The organism is Stenotrophomonas sp. GD03930 (genome assembly GCF_029839665.1).
Lineage (GTDB): Bacteria > Pseudomonadota > Gammaproteobacteria > Xanthomonadales > Xanthomonadaceae > Stenotrophomonas > Stenotrophomonas forensis.
The window spans coordinates 991,492-1,008,061 of sequence record NZ_JAOCAV010000002.1 but is presented as its reverse complement, the minus strand read 5'-3'; the positions used below and the strand labels follow the sequence as shown (position 1 = coordinate 1,008,061).

Here is a 16,570-nt window from a genome sequence, read left to right as displayed (position 1 = left end):
CTTGCTAGGCCCGGTGAGGGCGCAGAAAGGGAACCGCTGTTTCAATGCGGACGCATGACGGTCCACCACGGCCAGCGCTGCTCGATGCGGATCGGCAGGGCGCGGACCAACAGTTGCAGGGCCTGCAGGCTGTCCAGGCGTGGCAGTACGGCGGTGACGTTCAATGCGGCGAGCGCCGGATCACACCCGAGGTAACCGCGATGGTGGCGGGCGAGCTCGTCGATGACGCGGATCAGGGGCACGTCCTGCACCTGCAGTCGGCCATCCTGCCAGTCGCCACGCAGCGGATCCGCATCGACCGTCGTCAGTCCGCCCATTGGACCGATCCGCATCGCGCCGCCTGCGGGTACGTCCTGCGCCGCGCCGAACAGCGGCAGGCAGCGCACCGCGCCCTCGAACACATCCAGGCGACTGCCCTGCGGCTCACGGCCGACCGCGAAGCGGGTGCCGATCGGCTGCAGGCGCGCGCCCGGTACATGCACCGACAGCGGCAGATGGGCAAATGCGGCCAGATGCCCGGTCTGCAGCAGCAGTTCGCCGCGCAGCAGGTGCAGGTTGCGGCGGCCGTTGCCGATGTCGATCGACACTTCACTGTCGGCGTTGAGCCACAGCCGGCTGCCATCGGTCAGGGTCCAGTGGCCTGTGTGTCCGGCGGCGGTGCGCTGCGTCTGCAGGCCGCGCTGCAGCTGCACGGCGTGCAGGCCGAGCAACGAGAAGGCGCCAAGGCCGAGGGCGCCGCCGAGGCCGCGCAGTGCCTGCCGGCGGCGACGGCCAGCAGCATCCAGCGCCCTCGCTGCCGCGGGAGCCGACAACGGTGCGAACGACTGCCAGACCGACTCGACCCGCTGCCAGGCATCGGCGTGGCCGGCATCGGCGTGCAGCCATGCGCGCCAGCGCTGCTGGTCGCCGTCACTCCAGCCCTGCTGGCGCAGCGCGAACCACTCTGCGGCCTGTTCCAGCGCCGGGCTGGCGAGCGCGGTACTCATGCCTTGGCGTCGCCGGACAAGCGCAGGCAATGCAGCATCGCCTGTGCCATGTACTTCTTGACCATCCGCTCGGACACGCCCAGCTGCTGGCCGATCTCCGCATAGCCGAGTCCGGACAGCCGTGCCAGCAGGAAGGCGCGCCGCGGTCGCTCGGCCAGGCCGGACAGCATGTCGGCGATGGCATGCAGCAGCTGCAATGCCTGCGTGCGTTCCTCCGCAGACGGGTGCACCGGCTCCGGTTGCGCGGCCAGCGCGGCCAGATAGGCACGCTCCAGGTCGGCGCGCTGCCAGTGGTTGACCAGCAGCGCGTGCGCGATGGTGCTGAGGTAGGCACGCGGCAGGCGCAGCTCGGCCGGATCGACGCGACGGCTGAGCAGGCGCAGGAAGGTGTCCTGGGTCAGGTCGGCAGCGCAATCGGCGTTGTGGGTGCGGCGGCGCAGCCAGCCCAGCAGCCAACCATGGTGTTCGCGGTAGAACCCCGCCAGCGCAGTGCTGGAGGCGGCGGGCACGGCCATCGGCATCGATCATTAATGAGAATGATTCCCATTATAGGGTGATCGTGCGCCACTCGACAAACCTTTGTGCAGCCAAGGCGCGAGGAGGATGGATTTGCGATGCGCCCCTGCGCTCGCCGACACTGCGGTCTTTCCACAAGGAGTGCCCGCATGTTCAGCCACATCACCGTTGGAACGAACGACATGGAGGCCGCGCACCGCTTCTATGAGGCCCTGTTCACCGCCCTGGGTGCGCGCCCGGGGGTGTTCGACGACAAGGGTCGCCTGGTGTACTTCAAGGACGGCCGGATGTTCATCGTCACCGCCCCCATCGACGGCGAGCCGGCGTGCCATGCCAACGGCGGCACCATCGGCTTCACCCTGGACAGTGCCGAGGCCGTGCGCGGCTGGCAGGACGCCGGCGTGGCCCATGGCGGCACCGCCATCGAAGACCCGGCCGGCATCCGCAACATGGCCGGCCGCCAGTTGTTCCTGGCCTACCTGCGCGACCCGGATGGCAACAAGCTGTGCGCGGTGCATGTGATGACCTGAAGCCAACGGCGGGATCGATCCGGTACTTCCGACCGATGCGGCGCTTCCGGCGCTGGGTAGAATCGGCCGCGCCCGCCACCGTGCGGCGGGCGCCGGATGAGATGGAACTCGATGACCCGACTGCTGCTTGTGGAAGACGATCTGAAGCTGGCCGGCCTGATCAGCCGCTACCTGCAACCGCACGGCTACCAGGTGCACTGCGTGCACGACGGTGGCCAGGCATGTGCAGCGGTCCAGTCACTGCAGCCGGACGTGGTGGTACTGGATCTGATGCTGCCCGGCCGTGATGGATTGCAGGTGTGCCGCGACCTGCGCGCGTTCTGCAACGTCCCGGTGCTGATGCTGACCGCCCGCGACAACGCGCTGGACCATGTGCTGGGCCTGGAATCCGGCGCCGATGACTATGTCATCAAGCCGGTGGAGCCACCGGTGCTGCTGGCACGGCTGCGCGCGCTGCTGCGGCGCCCGGCACAGGCGCAGGCCGATGACCAGCGGCTGCGCTTCGATACGCTGGACATCGACCGCCGCAGCCGCTCCGTGCAGCTGGGTGGGCAGCGCCTGGAGCTGACCACCGGCGAATTCGAGATGCTCTGGACGCTGGCCAGCCGCAGTGGCGAGGTGCTCAGCCGCGACGACCTGCTCAACAGCGTGCGCGGCATCGACTTCAACGGCCTGGACCGCAGCGTGGACATGTGCGTGAGCAAGCTGCGGCGGAAGCTGCAGGACGATCCACGCGACCCGGCCCGGATCAAGACGGTGCGCGGCCAGGGCTACCTGTTCCTGCCGGCCGGGGCCTGACGTGCTGCGCTTCTTCCTGCGCCTGCTGGTGCTGGCCAGCATCGGATTCGGCGTGGCGCTGTGGACGGTACCCCTGTTGCTGCAGGAGCGCTTCAGCAACGACGCCGACGCCTACTACCGTGATGCGGTACGCGGACCGTTGTTCACGCTGGGCGAGCTGCTGCAGGGAAGGGATGCCGCACAGCGCGAGGCCGAGCTGCAGCGCCTGGCGCCGCACTATGGGCCCGCGCTTGAGCTGCTGGCAGCCGATGCGGTGCGGCCGCGGGCCGAGGAACAGCGGGCCCTTGAGCAGTTCGGCCTCCTTGCCCGCAACGAGCAGCAGGACTTCTACCGGCTGCTGCCGGGACACGCCGGTGCACCCGCGCAATGGCTGCATCTGCGGCTGCCCAGTTCACCGCCGCTTGACCCGGCCTCGATCGCGCTGGCGGTGCTGCTGCTGGTCTCGGTGTCGGCGGCGTTCCTGCTGGCGTGGGCCTGGCCGACCTGGCGCGACCTGCAACGGCTGGGCGCGGCCAGCATGCGCATGGGCGAGGGCGACCTCAACGCCCGCGCGCGCATCTCCGAGCGCTCCAGCGTGGCGCCGCTGGCCCGTCAGTTCAACCAAATGGGCGAACGCATTGCCAGCCTGGTCGCACGCCAGCGTGAGCTGACCAACGACGTCTCGCATGAGCTGCGCACGCCGATCGCCCGGCTGCAGTTCGAGCTGGATCTTTTGTCTGCCGAGACATGTGCAGACGCGCGCAGGCAGTTGCTGCAGGAGATGCGCGAAGACCTGCGCGGCCTGGACGAGCTGGTCGGCGAACTCCTGTTCGAGGCGCGGCTGGAACATGTAGGCCGGCGCCTGCAGCAGGAGCGCGTGGATGCCCCTGAATGGCTGCAGGACCAGCTGCGCGTGATCAGCCGCGATGCGCAGGGCAGTGGCATCACCTGCGAAGTGGTGGAGTGCGTGCCACCACAGGTACAGCTGCACCCGCACTACATGGCGCGGGCCACCCTCAACCTGCTGCGCAACGCGCTGGCGCACGCGCGTTCGCGGGTGCGCCTGCAGCTGCAGCGGGACGGCGATCACTGGCAGCTGCGCGTCTGCGACGATGGCCCGGGTATCGCTGCCGCCGATCGTGAGCGCGTGTTCCAGCCCTTTACCCGGCTGGACCTCAGCCGCCAGCGCACGACCGGCGGTGTTGGTCTCGGCCTGGCAATGGTGGCCCGCATCGTGGCCTGCCACCACGGCAGCGTGCGGGTGGAGGACAGCGCCCTCGGCGGTGCCTCGTTCGTGATGCGCTGGCCGGTGGCCGCGCTGCACTGACAAAGCCTTACAAAGCGGATACCGCACGACGAGGATCGCGGTAGCGGCGTGATCCAGGCTGTGCATCGAAGTGGCCCCCGTACTTTTCCGGGTGATGCACGCTTTCGTGGACGCGCCCGCGTCCGCGTCATTCCCAGCCCACGTTGCGTGACGCGCCGGCCCCTGCCGGCGTGAAGGTGGCGTGCGGCTCCCGCCTGGAGTTGTCGCGTGGTCCCGTCTGTCCCTGCTGCTTTCCGAACCTCGTTGCTGGCGCGCAGCATGCGCTCCTGGACCAGCCTGTTGATGCTGTTGCCGGCTCTGCCGGCGGCCGCCGAAACCGGTCCATCCATCGGCCTGCAGCTCGGTCATGGCCGTGGCGACTACCAGCGTGCAGGGTTGATCTGGGACAGTGGCCCGTTGTGGCGGCGCGAGCCGGCCTCGGGGCGTCCGTTGGAGCTGGCGATGGAGCTGGGCTTCGCGCGCTGGCAGGCCAGCGACCCGCAGCGCCAGCACGCCTGGCAGGCCAGTGCCATTCCGATGCTGCGCTGGTGGCCGAATGCCCGCCTGTTCGTTGAAGCGGGCATTGGCCCGACGCTGTTCGATACCACCCGTGTGGGCGGTCGTCGCATCAGTACCGCGTTCCAGTTTGGCGACCACCTCGGCATCGGCCTGCGCGTGGCGGAACACCACAGCCTGTCGCTGCGCTATTCGCATTACTCCAATGCGAGCATCAAGAAGCCCAACCCGGGGCTGGACCTGCTGCAGCTCAGCTGGCGCGTGGAGTACTGAGCCATGCGCAGCCCCCTCCCGCGATTGCATGCCGTGCGCAACCTGCATGCGATGCGTGCGCCCACCCGACCTCTGGCATTCGCCGAGGCGCCCGTCCAGACCGCGCAGGGAGCCTGATATGGCCGAGGCCTTGCTGGTGGAGGGGCGGCGAACCTGGTTGAAACAGCACACGGGGGAGCGGCGCAGGTTGGCACTGGCCGTGCTGGATGTGGTGGTGCGCCTGCTGGGCTTGCGCTGCCTGCGACCACCGCCGCGGCTGCGCGCCGGGCTGGCGTGCGAGCTGGAGCATCGTCGGTTGCGCGAACTGGCCGCACGCGGCGTGCCGGTACCGCGCGTACTGGGCCACGGTGAAGCCACGCTGCTGCTGGAGGACGGCGGGCCGAGCCTGGCGCGGCTGCTGCGTCGCGCGGGACCCGCTGAAGCCGAGCGCCTGATGGGGCTTGCCGCCGGTGAGCTGCTGCGCGCGCACCCCGCAATATCGCGGTGGACACGCAGGGCTGCCTGCGCTTCCTCGATCTGGAAGAAGACCCGTTGCAGGTGATGGCGCTGGCCGAGGCGCAGGCGCGTGACTGGCTGCTGTTCACCAGTGGCAGTGTGCGCCACGCCCGCCTGCCGCTTGGCGTGCTGGCTGCAGTGATCGGGCACTGCCTTCGCCAGGGCACGCCCGAGGTGCAGCGGCAGGTGCGTGGCGCGGTGTCCCGGTTGCGCTTCCTGCCAGCGTTGTGCAGATTCTCCGGGCGTCGCGCCCAAGGCCTCGGCGACAGCGTGCTGATCCTGCGTCGTGCGTTGGCCTGAGTGCGCCAGCGCCGACGCGCGTTTGGCGGAAGGGGCCACGCTGTGCGCGCCGCACGCGCCGGCAGGCGTGGCCGATGCAGCCGGGTCCGAGCGGGTGGATGCGCGCGCGTGATAGCACAGAATGGCGGCCTCAGCCTGTGACGGCTGGCCGCGACTTCATGCTCTGTCCACTGCGGTTCAGCCAGAATCGGTCGGCTAATTCACTGATCTGCCGGAGAACGCCGCCCCATGGAAGCCCTGGAGCCGCAACAATCCCCGGTGCGCACCCTTCGGCCTGTGTTCGCCTTCGCGGCGATCGTTGTCGTGGCGTTCGCGCTGTTCGTCAGCCTGTTTCCGCTGGGCGCGGGCCGCCTGCTGGTCAAGGCCCAGGACTGGGCCGCGCTCAATGTCGGCTGGTACTACCTGCTGGCGATGACCTTGTACCTGGTATTCGTGGTCGGCGTGGCGCTGTCCAAGTACGGTGGCATCAAGCTCGGTGCCGACCATGACGAGCCGGAGTTCAGCTATCTGTCCTGGGCCGGCATGCTGTTCGCCGCGGGCATCAGCATCACCCTGTTCTTCTTCTGCGTTTCCGAACCGCTGACCCACTACCTGCAACCGCCGCAGGGCGACCCCGCAGCGGGCGAGGCCGGTGCACGCCAGGCCATGCAGCTGCTGTTCCTGCATTGGGGCCTGCATGGCTGGGGCGTGTTCGCGTTGGCCGCGATGGCGATGGCGTATTTCGCGTACCGCCACAACCTGCCGCTGGCACTGCGTTCGGCGCTGTACCCGCTGATCGGCAAGCGCATCAACGGCCCGATCGGCTACACCGTGGACGCGCTGGGCATCGTCGCCACCGTGTTCGGCATCGGCGCCGACATGGGCTTCGGCGTACTGCACCTCAATGCCGGCCTGTCGCACCTGTTCAACATCCCGCACTCCAACCTGGTGCAGATCATCCTGGTGGTCAGCATGATGGGCGCAGCGGTGGCCGTGGCTGTCTCCGGCGTGGAGAAGGGCGTGCGCTGGATGGCCAACATCAACATGCTGCTGGCGATCGCGCTGGTGCTGTTCATGCTGTGCGCCGGCCCCACGCAATACCTGCTCAGCACCTTGATGCAGAACCTGGGTGACTACCTGGGCAGCGTGGTCGGCAAGAGCTTCGACGTGTACGCCTATGGCGGTCGCCCGGAATGGCTGGGTGGCTGGACGGTGTTCTACTGGGCCTGGTGGATCGGCTGGGCGCCGTTCGTCGGCCTGTTCATCGCGCGCATCTCGCGTGGCCGCACCATCCGCGAATTCGTGTTCGGCGTGTTGCTGATACCGCTCGGTTTCACCCTGGCGTGGCTGTCGATCTTCGGCAACAGCGCGCTGGACCAGGTGCTGCACCACGGCCAGCAACAGCTGGCGCAGCTGGCGGTGGATGATCCACCCACCGTGCTGTACGCGCTGCTGGACGGCTACCCGTGGAGCAAGGCAGTGATCGCGGTGACGGTGTTCGTCAGTTTCATTTTCTTCGTGACATCGGCTGACTCCGGCGCGGTGGTGCTGTCCACGTTGTCCTCGCACGGCGGTGCACCGGAGGATGATGGCCCGCGCTGGCTGCGTGTGTTCTGGGGCACGGTCATCGCGGTGCTGACCGCCGGGTTGTTGCTGGCCGGCAGCATCGATGCGCTGAAATCGGCGGTGGTGCTGGCGTCGCTGCCGTTCTCGGCAGTGTTGTTGCTGATGATGTGGGGCCTGACCCGCGCCTTCAGTGACGAATCGCACCGCAAGCGCGCGCTGCAGTACCGTCCCTCGCCGCTGATCGGTGACGACCGCCACCACCAGGGCTGGCGCCAGCGCCTGAGCCAGGCCATGCACTTCCCGGTGCGCGACCAGGTCTACCGCTTCATGGACGACACGGTGAAGCCGGCGATGGAAGCGGTGGCCGAGCAGCTGCGCGGGCAGGGCTGGGACGTGGCCACCCGCTTCGAAGCGGGTGACATGGAGCTGTCGGTCAACCACGGCGAACAGCAGGACTTCCTGTACCGGGTGATCCTCAGCGGCTACCTGACGCCGTCGTTCGCTGCGCAGCAGCTGCGCAACCAGCGCTACTACCGCGCTGAAGTGCACCTGTTCGAAGGCAGCCAGGACTACGACCTGGTCGGCTACAGCCGAAAGCAGATCATCAACGACATCATCAGCCAGTACGAACGGCACCTGCAGTTCCTGCACCTGAGCCGTTGATGCACGACCGCCGGGCTTGCCCCGGCGGTCGGTGGTAGTGCCGGCCGCTGGCCGGCAGCACAAATGGGGCGGCGCATCACCGCCGCCCCGATACCGCATCAGAACCGGTAGCGTGCCCCCAGCGAGACGAACTGCCCGCGCAGGTTGTACTGGCTGATGTCGAAGCCGTTGGAGCCACCGGCCGGATCGAACGGCGGGTCCTTGTCGGTCAGGTTCAGCACCGACAGTGACAGCGTGGTGTTGGCAATGCCTTCGTACGCCACGTACAGATCCAATTGGTGATACGGCTTGACGCGGTCGCGCAGGCCCGGGTTGCTGGTCGCCGTCGCCACGCGCTGGTCGTAGCCGCTCACGTACTGCAGGCTCAGCGTGCTGCTCCAGTCACCCACCGCCCAGTTCAGCGAGGTGGTGCCGCGGGTGCGCGGCAGTGCGCCGTGGCGGTTGTTGCCGGCACCGTCATACGGGGCCTGGCCGGCCACCAGGGGCTGCTTGAAGCTGAGCAGGTGGCTCCAGCTGCCGGCCACGGTGAAGCTGCCCCAGCCGTCGGTGCGGAAGGTGCGGGTGGCGTCCAGGTCCAGCCCCGAGGTGGTCAGCTCGCCCTGGTTGGCGTACTGGTTGGTGATGAACTGGATGCGTCCTTGTGCATCACGCTGCACGCGGCCGGGGAACAGGGTCGGGTTGTCGACGATGAACTGCGCGCTGTCCGGCTTGACCAGGTTGTCCTGCTCGATGCGGTACCAGTCCAGGCCGATGCTGGTGTCGCCATCCGGCGACCACACCGCACCCACGTTGAAGTTGCGCGAGCGCTCGGCCTTCAGGTCCGGGTTGCCGGTGCGGATGTTGGTGACGCCACGGCTGCCACCGGGCTGTAGCGGATCCAGCGGATCGATCACCGAGCCGTAGCTGACGGTCTGGCCCGGCGCGATCTCAGGCAGCGAGGGGGCGCGGAAACCACGTGAGAACGAGCCGCGCAGCAGCAGGCTGTCCAGCGGCTGCCAGCGCAGCGCCACTTTCGGCGAGAACGCCTTGCCGAAGTCATCGTAGTGGTCGCCGCGACCAGCCAGCTGCAGCTCCAGCGTGCGATGCAGCGGCACGCTCAGTTCGGCGTACGCGGCACTGACCTGGCGCTCGCCGTTGACCACGTTGATGGCCGGGCGCAGTTCGGTACCGGACAGCACCTGCGCGCTGGTACGCGAATCCAGCGATTCCTTGCGGAACTCGGCACCCCAGGCGAAGCCGACCGTGCCGGCCGGCAGCTCCCACAGCGTGGTCGAGGCCTTCACGTTCAAGGAGTGCAGGCTGTACCAACCCGGGCGCTTGGTCTGCAGGCGCAGGGCATCCAGCGCGCCCGGCGCGCTGGACGGATTGAGGAAGTTGTAGCTGCCATCGCGCAGGGTCTGCTCGAACGCGTAGCGGTTGACGAAGTTGTCGACATACTCGCGCTGCGCACTCTGCGAGGTCAGCGCCGCCGCCTCCCAATCCCAGCGTTCACCGCTGCCGCGCACGCCGGCCAGCGCGCGGTAGAACACCTGGGTGTTGTCCTTCAGGCGCGGGCCGAGATCGAAGAAGGTGTACTCGAACGGCAGCGGCGTGCTGCCCGGGTTGTTCGGGTGGCCGACCGGCAGAACCGCCGGCACGTCGATCAGGGTGCCGGTGGCCGGGTTGTACGCACGCAGGCCGGGACCAACAGTGAGCGGCGCGCTGAAGATCTGGTCGGCCTTGTTGTGGCTGTACAGCACGTCGGCGAACGCTTCGACGCTGTCGTTGAAGCGGTAGGTCGCACTCAACGACGCCTGCAGGCGCTCGGCGCCGGGCTGCAGCGTCTTGAACGGTTGTGCGTTGAAGGCGCAGGCCTGGCCGGGCAGGGTGCTGCCGAAATCGCTGTACGGCCGCAACTGGCTGCCATCGGGGCAGTTGGCGAATGGCTGCGGTGCGCGTGGGTTGGACAGCCAGTTGCCACCGGCAGTGGACCAGCCGGCCAGGCGGCCACCGGGCTTGTCGCGGAAATCGCCGCTGCGGGTGTAGGCGCGCTGATCGGCGTCGAGGCGATCTCGCTTGAGCAGGTCCAGCCCGAACAGCACGTTCCAGCCCTGCTGTTCGAGGTCGCCGAACCCAGCGAGCAGATTGGCTTTGCGTTCGTTCAAGCCGTCCTGGGTAGCGGTACCGAAACCGCCGCCGACCTCCACGCCCTGGAAGTTCCTGCGCAGGATGATGTTGATGACGCCGGCGATGGCATCGGAGCCATACACCGCCGAGGCACCGTCCTTCAGCACTTCGATGCGTTCGACCGCGCTGATCGGCAGCGCGTTGAGGTCGACGAAGGTGTCCTGCGTGTTGAGCGCGAAGCCGAAGTTGGACACGCGGTAGCCGTTGACCAGCACCAGCGTGTTCTTCGGCGACAGGCCACGCAGGCCGATCGAGGCCGAGCCGGCGGCGAAACTGCCGGTGTACTGCTCGTCGAAGCTGTTGCCGGCATTGGCCGACAGGTTGCGCAGCACGTCGGTGAGGGTGGAGCGGCCGGTCTGTTCGATCTGTTCGCGGCTCACGATCTGCACCGGGTTGGGCCCGGCGGTATCGCTGCGCTTGATGTTGGAGCCGGTCACCAGCACGGCGCCCAGGGTGGTGCTGTCCTTGCCGGTGTCGGCAGTTTCAGCGGCGCCGGCAGTTCCGGCGGAAAGGCCCAGCGCGATGGCGCCGGCAAGCAGGTTCAGGGTGGTGCGGTACATGAAAGCGACAACGCCGAACGGGGAGGAGCCTTCAGTACCGCACGCGACTGCACGCGCCTTCCAATGACGAAAGCGCATTCAGTTATACATCACAGGTTCTTAACGAAATGACTCGGTGGGTGCGGGCCGTTGGTCCGCGCGCTGCTGTAGAGCCGAGCCTACGCTCGGCTCCGCACACTGACCGGAAAGCAGCCGAGCATGGCTCGGCTCTACAGAAGGCAATGCCAGCCCATCAAGGCCGCAGCAGCACCTTGCCGTTGCGACCCGAGCCGCCCGCGGCCTTCGCTGCCTGGGCAATATCATCCAGTGCGAAGACCCGCTCCACTGACAGGGTCAGTTCGCCGCCGGCGGCGCGCTTCAGCAGTTCGCCGACCAGCCGCCGCTTGTCTTCCACCGCCATCGCCTGGCTGACCTTGCTGCCCCAGAAGCCCTTCACCGTGGCCTCCTTGTAGATCAGGCCACCGGCGGGGATGTGCATCGGCTGGCCGCTCATCACGCCGAACGAGACCAGGGTGCCGTGGTGGCCAAGCAGGTCGACCAGGTCGCCGCTGGCGTCGCCGCCGATGGAATCGACTGCCGCCGCTGCCTGCGCTTCGCCCGTTGCGGCGCGCACGCGATCCTTCCAGCCGTCCACCGAGGTATCAAATACGTAATCGATGCCGAGTGCCTGCAGCTGCGCCACCGCGTCGGCGTTGCGCACCAGGTTGGCCACGTGCACGCCGCGCGCCCGCGCCAGCATCGCCAGCGACTTGCCGACGGCCCCGTTGGCGGTGTTCTGCACGATCCACTGGCCCGGCTCGACGTGCAGGAACTCCAGCAGCATCAGCGCGCTCAGCGGCATCGCGATCAGCTGTGCGGCCATCTCGTCGGCGATGGCGTCCGGCATCGGAATCACCATGCGCGCCGGTGCGATGAACGCTTCGGCCCAGGTGCCGTGCACCGAGGCGGCGGCCACGCGCTGGCCGATCCGCAGGCCCTCGACGCCTTCGCCAAGCGCATCGACCACGCCCAGTGCCTCACTACCAGCGATGGCCGGCAGGGTCGGCTTGTAGCCATACAGGCCACGCACGGTCAGCAGGTCGTGGTTGTGGATCGAGGCCAGCACGGTACGGATGCGCACCTCGCCGGGGCCGGGTTCGGGCAGGGCCACATCGGCAACGGCAAGGACGTCGGCCGGGTCGGCGAAGGAAGCGTACTGGGCAGCGCGCATGGGCTGTGTTCCGGGGAAAGTGGAGGTTGTATCGAACTGGGGACGAGGGCGCGTTCGACAAGGCGCCGCCGCTGCAACACGGCATCCTGCGACGGATCGTCGCGTCATGTCGTGATTACCTCATCTTGTGTTGACGACTCGGAATATCCCCACTATGTTGTGGCCGTCACTCCCGGTCAGCCGCCGCCGCCGGACATGCAGCAAACGTCTCGCGGCCCGCCCCTGAAGGCTTGCCGTGTCGACGCGGCCGCCATCGCGCGGACACAGGTCGCCCCCACGGCCCGGATACCGGCCGCAGGCGCAGGCGCATGCCGACGACCTGATGATCCCGTGCGTTGGCATCCCACCCCGATCGCCCCGTGCGCCGGTATCGCGTGCAGGGCTGCCACGGCATCGACGCCCCTGTGCGTGCGAGCCTGGAGACGCAGGACCATGACCGACAACACCTACCGCGCGGCCGATCTGGCCGGCGCCGGCGACGCTTTGCGCGCTGGCGGCGAGCGCGTGCCGACCTGGATCACCAAGGAGGCCGGCAACCGTCGCCTGCCGTTCGACGCCGAGCGCCTGCAGCGCAGCATCGATACCGTGCACGCGGAGTTCCCGCAGCTGGATGTAAGCGACTATCGCCGCGTGGTGCAGGCGATGGTCGAGCGCAAGCCGAGCCTCAGTGCCGATGACCTGGTCGACCTGCTGATCCGCGAGGCCGAATCGCGCGTGGACCTGGTCGCGCCGGAGTGGGAGCAGTTCGCCGCACGCATCTACCTGCGCCGCCTGTACAAGCGCGCCAGCCGCAATCGCTTCTATGACGTCAGCCTGAAGTACGGCTCGTACGTGGGCCTGCAGGAAAGCCTCGCCGACCGTGGCATCTACAGCAACGACATCCTGCGCTGCTATTCCAAGGAAGAGCTGCAGCAGGCCGGCGAGATGATCGAGCCGGAACGCGATCGCCTGTTCGCCTACAACGGCCTCTACCTGCTGGCCACGCGCTACCTGGCCAGCGACCGCAGCCGCGAGGTCTACGAACTGCCGCAGGAGCGCTGGCTGACCATCGCGCTGTACCTGATGCAGGAAGAAAAGCCGCGGGAGCGGCGCATGCAGCTGGTCGGCGAGGCCTACTGGGCGCTGTCCAACCTGTACATGACCGTGGCCACGCCGACGCTGGCCAATGCCGGCAAGGTCGGTGGCCAGCTGTCCAGCTGCTTCATCGACACGGTGGATGACAGCCTGCAGGGCATCTATGACTCCAACACCGATATCGCGCGCGTGTCCAAGCACGGTGGTGGTGTGGGCGCCTACCTGGGCTACGTGCGCAGCAGTGGCGCACCGATCCGTGGCGTGCCCAATTCCTCCGGCGGCGTGGTGCCGTGGATCAAGCAGCTCAACAACACCGCGGTCTCGGTCGACCAGCTCGGCCAGCGCAAGGGCGCGGTGGCGGTGTACCTGGACATCTGGCACCGCGATATCGAGGCCTTCCTCGATCTTCGCCTGAACAACGGTGACCAGCGCCTGCGCGCGCACGATGTGTTCACCTCGGTGTGCGTGCCGGACCTGTTCATGGAAGCGGTCGAGCGCCGTGCCGACTGGTACCTGTTCGACCCGCACGAAGTGAAGAGCGCCAAGGGCTGGTACCTGCAGGACTTCTACGATGAGAAGCGCGGCTCGGGCAGCTTCCGCGACCGCTATGCCGAGCTGGTGGCCGACGAGCGCATCAGCCGCCGCACGGTGAAGGCGATCGACCTGTTCAAACGGATCATGCTCAGCCAGCTGGAGACCGGCAACCCGTTCCTGTTCTACCGCGACGAGGTCAACCGCAAGAACCCGAACAAGCACGCGGGCATGGTCTATTCCAGCAACCTGTGCACCGAGATCCTGCAGAACATGAGCCCGACGCGGATGATCCAGGAGATCGTCAGCGGCGACCAGATCGTCACCACCCGCCGCGCGGGCGACTTCGTGGTCTGCAACCTGTCCTCCATCAACCTCGGCCGTGCGATCAGTGCGCCGGATGACCTGCTGGCTACCGACGTGCTGGAGCGCCTGATCCCGATCCAGGTGCGCATGCTCGACAACGTGATCGACCTCAACGCGTTGCCGGTGCCGCAGGCCACGATCACCAACCGCAAGTACCGCGCCATCGGCCTGGGCACCTTCGGCTGGCACCACCTGCTGGCGCAGCAGGCGATCCAGTGGGAATCGCCGGATGCCGAACAGCTGGCCGACCGCCTGTACGAGCGCATCAACTTCCTGACCATCCAGGCCAGCGCGCAGCTGGCCAAGGAGAAGGGCAGCTACCCGATGTTCGCTGGCAGCGACTGGCACAACGGCCGTTACTTCGGTGATCGTGGCTACAGTGGCGCGGCCTGGGACAGCCTGGCCCGCGAGGTCGCCACGCATGGCCTGCGCAACGGCTGGCTGCTGGCGGTGGCGCCGAACATGAGCACCGCGCAGATTGCCGGTTCCACCGCATCGATCGATCCGATCTACAGCGCGTTCTACTACGAGGAAAAGAAGGACTTCCGGCGGCCGGTGGCCGCGCCCGGCCTGTCGCTGGAGACCTGGCCGTACTACGAAAAGGGCGCCTACAAGGTCGACCAGTTCGCCAGCGTGCGCCAGAACGCTCGCCGCCAGCGCCACGTGGACCAGTCGATCAGCTTCAACCTGTACGTGCCCAGCACGATCCGCGCCAGCACGCTGCTGGAGCTGCACCTGAGCGCGTGGCGCGAAGGCCTGAAGACCACCTACTACGTGCGCTCCAACGACATCGACATCAGCGAATGCGAGTGGTGCGCGAGCTGACCAACGGTCGTGCCCGCCGCTGGCCGGCAACTCCGCGATCCAGGGTAGTGCCGGCCGCTGGCCGGCTACACGATAGAAAGAGAACGAAGGCAGAAAACCATGGCAACCCCCCTCGACCGCATCAAGATCCTCGAACCGCGCCATCCCAACCGCAGCACCGGCATCATCAACGGACGCACCAGCGGCATCCTCAACTGGAACGACATTCCGTATCCGTCGTTCTATCGGGCCTACAAGGAACTGTCGACCAACTTCTGGATCCCCGACGAAGTCGACATGAAGGCCGATGCGCGCCAGTACGGTGAGCTGTCCGGGCGCGAGAAGAATGCCTACGACTCGATCATCGGCCTGCTCGCCACGCTGGATTCGCCGCAGACCCGCTTCATCTACAACGTGGCCGAGTACATCACCGATCCGGCCGCGCACGCCAACGCGGCAATCATCGGCCAGCAGGAGGTGATCCACAACGAGAGCTACAGCTATGTGCTGGCCTCGATCACCGACCTGCCGAACCAGAACCGCGTGTTCGAGCTGGCGCGCACCCATCCGACCATCATCAAGCGCAATGCGCCCATCATGGGCGCGTATGACGACTTCATGCGCGAGAAGACCGCCGAGACGCTGCTGAAGTCGCTGATCCAGTCCTCGATCCTGGAAGGCATCAACTTCTATTCCGGTTTCGCGTACTTCTACAACATGGTGCGGCAGAACCGCATGACCGGCACCGGCAAGATCATCAGCTTCATCAACCGCGACGAGCTGGCTCACACCAAGTTCATCAGCGAGCTGATCCGCGCCATCATCGGCGAGAACCCGGAGCTGCAGACCAACGAACTGACCGCCTATGTGCACCAGGCGTTCGAGCATGCCATCGAGCTGGAGACCCAGTGGTCGTCGGAAGTGCTGGATGGCATCGACGGCATCGACGTGGAGGAGATGACGCGCTACGTGAAGTACCGGGCCAACAAGATGGCCGGCATGCTCGGCATCGAGCGCCTGTACAGCGACACCACCGACAACGTGATGCCGTGGATCAAGGCCTACGCCGACAATTTCACCGAGACCAAGACCGACTTCTTCGAGATGCGCAATGCAAGTTACAAGAAGACCAACGTCGACAACGGCTTCGACGACCTCTGAGCCCGGCGCGGTGCTGCGCATTCTGCTGGTGGTGGCCTCGCTGAGCGGCAACACCCGCGAGCTTGGCCGGCAGATTGCCGGGCGCTGCCGGGCTGCGGGTCATGTCGTTCACTGGCAGGAGGCGGATGACCTGCGCCAGGCGCCACCGCTGGCGGCCGACGAGGCCGACCTGGTGCTGCTCGGCTGCTGGACCGACAACGCCGGCCGCACGCCTGCGGAAATGAAGGCGTGGGTGGCCGGCATCGCCGAGCGCGGCGAGCGGCCGCGGCAGCTGGCGGTGTTCGGAACCGGCGAGACACAGTGGGGGCAGGAGTACTACTGCGGCGCCGTGCACCGCTTGATCCGTTATTTCGGCAGCGACTACCCGCCGCTGGAGATCGAACAGATGCCGCACGGCGAGCGCCATGCCGCGGCCATCGAGGCCTGGACCGATGGGGTCCTGGCCCATTACTGGAGCAACACCGATGCAGATCATCGACGCCACCACGCCTGAGCAGTTCCAGCAGCTGCTGGCCGAGCACCCGCGGGTGCTGGTGGACTTCCACAAGGACCAGTGCCCGGGATGCCGGATGCTGGAAATGTCGCTGCATCGCGTGGCGAACAGTGTGGCGGGGCAGGGCACGACCCTGTTGCGGGTGCAGCTGGAGGTGCTGGGTGAGGCGTTCTTCAGGGAACTGGGGCTGCGGCAGACGCCGACGCTGTCGCTGTTCCGTGACGGAGACGAACGACAGCGCCTGCCTGGATTCCAATCGCCGCAGCAGATTGAAGCGGCTATCGCGTTGTATCTGTAG

At 67.3% G+C, this 16,570-nt stretch carries 15 protein-coding genes; 11 read left to right on the top strand and 4 right to left on the bottom strand.

Annotated features, from left to right (window positions below; translation table 11 throughout):
- Nucleotides 1–41 precede the first annotated feature (41 nt).
- Both N5C18_RS15215 and N5C18_RS15210 read right to left on the bottom strand, forming a co-directional pair.
- On the bottom strand, nucleotides 42–986 hold the full coding sequence (locus N5C18_RS15215) for a FecR domain-containing protein (RefSeq protein ID WP_279944981.1): 945 nt from the start codon (nucleotides 984–986) through the stop codon (nucleotides 42–44).
- Nucleotides 983–1,501, bottom strand: a complete 519-nt coding sequence (locus N5C18_RS15210; RefSeq protein ID WP_279944979.1) for a sigma-70 family RNA polymerase sigma factor — start codon at nucleotides 1,499–1,501, stop codon at nucleotides 983–985. Before N5C18_RS15210 ends, N5C18_RS15215 begins: the two co-directional genes overlap by 4 nt.
- Before the next feature lie 150 nt (nucleotides 1,502–1,651).
- Here N5C18_RS15210 and N5C18_RS15205 point away from each other — a divergent pair, with 150 nt between their 5' ends.
- From N5C18_RS15205 to betT, 7 genes are all read left to right on the top strand, one after another.
- Nucleotides 1,652–2,032: a VOC family protein gene (locus tag N5C18_RS15205; RefSeq protein ID WP_053511503.1), complete on the top strand. Its 381-nt coding sequence runs from the start codon at nucleotides 1,652–1,654 to the stop codon at nucleotides 2,030–2,032.
- Between the two features lie 111 nt (nucleotides 2,033–2,143).
- Nucleotides 2,144–2,830, top strand: a complete 687-nt coding sequence (locus N5C18_RS15200) for a winged helix-turn-helix domain-containing protein (RefSeq protein ID WP_154582920.1) — start codon at nucleotides 2,144–2,146, stop codon at nucleotides 2,828–2,830.
- A 1-nt stretch (nucleotide 2,831) separates the two neighbouring features.
- Complete coding sequence (locus N5C18_RS15195) at nucleotides 2,832–4,136, top strand: ATP-binding protein (protein WP_053511501.1); 1,305 nt, start codon at nucleotides 2,832–2,834, stop codon at nucleotides 4,134–4,136.
- A 258-nt stretch (nucleotides 4,137–4,394) separates the two neighbouring features.
- Nucleotides 4,395–4,904, top strand: coding sequence for an acyloxyacyl hydrolase (locus N5C18_RS15190; RefSeq protein ID WP_053511500.1), 510 nt, complete (start codon nucleotides 4,395–4,397; stop codon nucleotides 4,902–4,904).
- A 118-nt stretch (nucleotides 4,905–5,022) separates the two neighbouring features.
- A complete protein-coding gene (locus tag N5C18_RS15185; RefSeq protein WP_279944977.1) occupies nucleotides 5,023–5,445 on the top strand; it encodes a phosphotransferase in 423 nt (140 codons plus the stop codon).
- Nucleotides 5,388–5,699: a hypothetical protein gene (locus N5C18_RS15180; protein ID WP_279944976.1), complete on the top strand. Its 312-nt coding sequence runs from the start codon at nucleotides 5,388–5,390 to the stop codon at nucleotides 5,697–5,699. Before N5C18_RS15185 ends, N5C18_RS15180 begins: the two co-directional genes overlap by 58 nt.
- Nucleotides 5,700–5,927: 228 nt before the next feature.
- Entirely contained in the window at nucleotides 5,928–7,907 is a 1,980-nt protein-coding gene (betT, locus tag N5C18_RS15175) for a choline BCCT transporter BetT (RefSeq protein ID WP_279944975.1), read from the top strand.
- A 98-nt stretch (nucleotides 7,908–8,005) separates the two neighbouring features.
- Here betT and N5C18_RS15170 read toward each other — a convergent pair whose 3' ends face one another.
- Entirely contained in the window at nucleotides 8,006–10,633 is a 2,628-nt protein-coding gene (locus N5C18_RS15170) for a TonB-dependent receptor (protein WP_279944974.1), read from the bottom strand.
- A gap of 232 nt (nucleotides 10,634–10,865) precedes the next feature.
- Entirely contained in the window at nucleotides 10,866–11,843 is a 978-nt protein-coding gene (locus N5C18_RS15165) for a zinc-binding dehydrogenase (RefSeq protein WP_279944973.1), read from the bottom strand.
- A gap of 432 nt (nucleotides 11,844–12,275) precedes the next feature.
- Between N5C18_RS15165 and N5C18_RS15160 the strand changes: the two genes are divergently transcribed.
- The 4 genes from N5C18_RS15160 to N5C18_RS15145 all read left to right on the top strand — a co-directional run bounded on the left by N5C18_RS15160 (nucleotide 12,276) and on the right by N5C18_RS15145 (nucleotide 16,570).
- On the top strand, nucleotides 12,276–14,639 hold the full coding sequence (locus N5C18_RS15160; protein ID WP_180880774.1) for a ribonucleoside-diphosphate reductase subunit alpha: 2,364 nt from the start codon (nucleotides 12,276–12,278) through the stop codon (nucleotides 14,637–14,639).
- Nucleotides 14,640–14,738: 99 nt separating this feature from the next.
- On the top strand, nucleotides 14,739–15,779 hold the full coding sequence (locus N5C18_RS15155) for a ribonucleotide-diphosphate reductase subunit beta (protein ID WP_008267116.1): 1,041 nt from the start codon (nucleotides 14,739–14,741) through the stop codon (nucleotides 15,777–15,779).
- Nucleotides 15,780–15,792: 13 nt separating this feature from the next.
- Nucleotides 15,793–16,272 (top strand): flavodoxin, encoded by a 480-nt coding sequence (locus N5C18_RS15150; RefSeq protein WP_204303704.1) that lies wholly within the window; start codon nucleotides 15,793–15,795, stop codon nucleotides 16,270–16,272.
- A complete protein-coding gene (locus N5C18_RS15145; protein ID WP_006450185.1) occupies nucleotides 16,244–16,570 on the top strand; it encodes a thioredoxin family protein in 327 nt (108 codons plus the stop codon). Before N5C18_RS15150 ends, N5C18_RS15145 begins: the two co-directional genes overlap by 29 nt.

Bases quoted from the DNA above. Each gene is read 5' to 3' on its own strand.
- N5C18_RS15190 (WP_053511500.1), top strand. From the start codon at position 4,395: ATGCGCTCCTGGACCAGCCTGTTGATGCTGTTGCCGGCTCTGCCGGCG.
- N5C18_RS15215 (WP_279944981.1), bottom strand. From the start codon at position 986: ATGAGTACCGCGCTCGCCAGCCCGGCGCTGGAACAGGCCGCAGAGTGG.
- N5C18_RS15185 (WP_279944977.1), top strand. From the start codon at position 5,023: ATGGCCGAGGCCTTGCTGGTGGAGGGGCGGCGAACCTGGTTGAAACAG.
- N5C18_RS15210 (WP_279944979.1), bottom strand. From the start codon at position 1,501: ATGGCCGTGCCCGCCGCCTCCAGCACTGCGCTGGCGGGGTTCTACCGC.
- N5C18_RS15205 (WP_053511503.1), top strand. From the start codon at position 1,652: ATGTTCAGCCACATCACCGTTGGAACGAACGACATGGAGGCCGCGCAC.
- N5C18_RS15160 (WP_180880774.1), top strand. From the start codon at position 12,276: ATGACCGACAACACCTACCGCGCGGCCGATCTGGCCGGCGCCGGCGAC.
- N5C18_RS15165 (WP_279944973.1), bottom strand. From the start codon at position 11,843: ATGCGCGCTGCCCAGTACGCTTCCTTCGCCGACCCGGCCGACGTCCTT.
- betT (WP_279944975.1), top strand. From the start codon at position 5,928: ATGGAAGCCCTGGAGCCGCAACAATCCCCGGTGCGCACCCTTCGGCCT.
- N5C18_RS15145 (WP_006450185.1), top strand. From the start codon at position 16,244: ATGCAGATCATCGACGCCACCACGCCTGAGCAGTTCCAGCAGCTGCTG.
- N5C18_RS15200 (WP_154582920.1), top strand. From the start codon at position 2,144: ATGACCCGACTGCTGCTTGTGGAAGACGATCTGAAGCTGGCCGGCCTG.
- N5C18_RS15155 (WP_008267116.1), top strand. From the start codon at position 14,739: ATGGCAACCCCCCTCGACCGCATCAAGATCCTCGAACCGCGCCATCCC.
- N5C18_RS15170 (WP_279944974.1), bottom strand. From the start codon at position 10,633: ATGTACCGCACCACCCTGAACCTGCTTGCCGGCGCCATCGCGCTGGGC.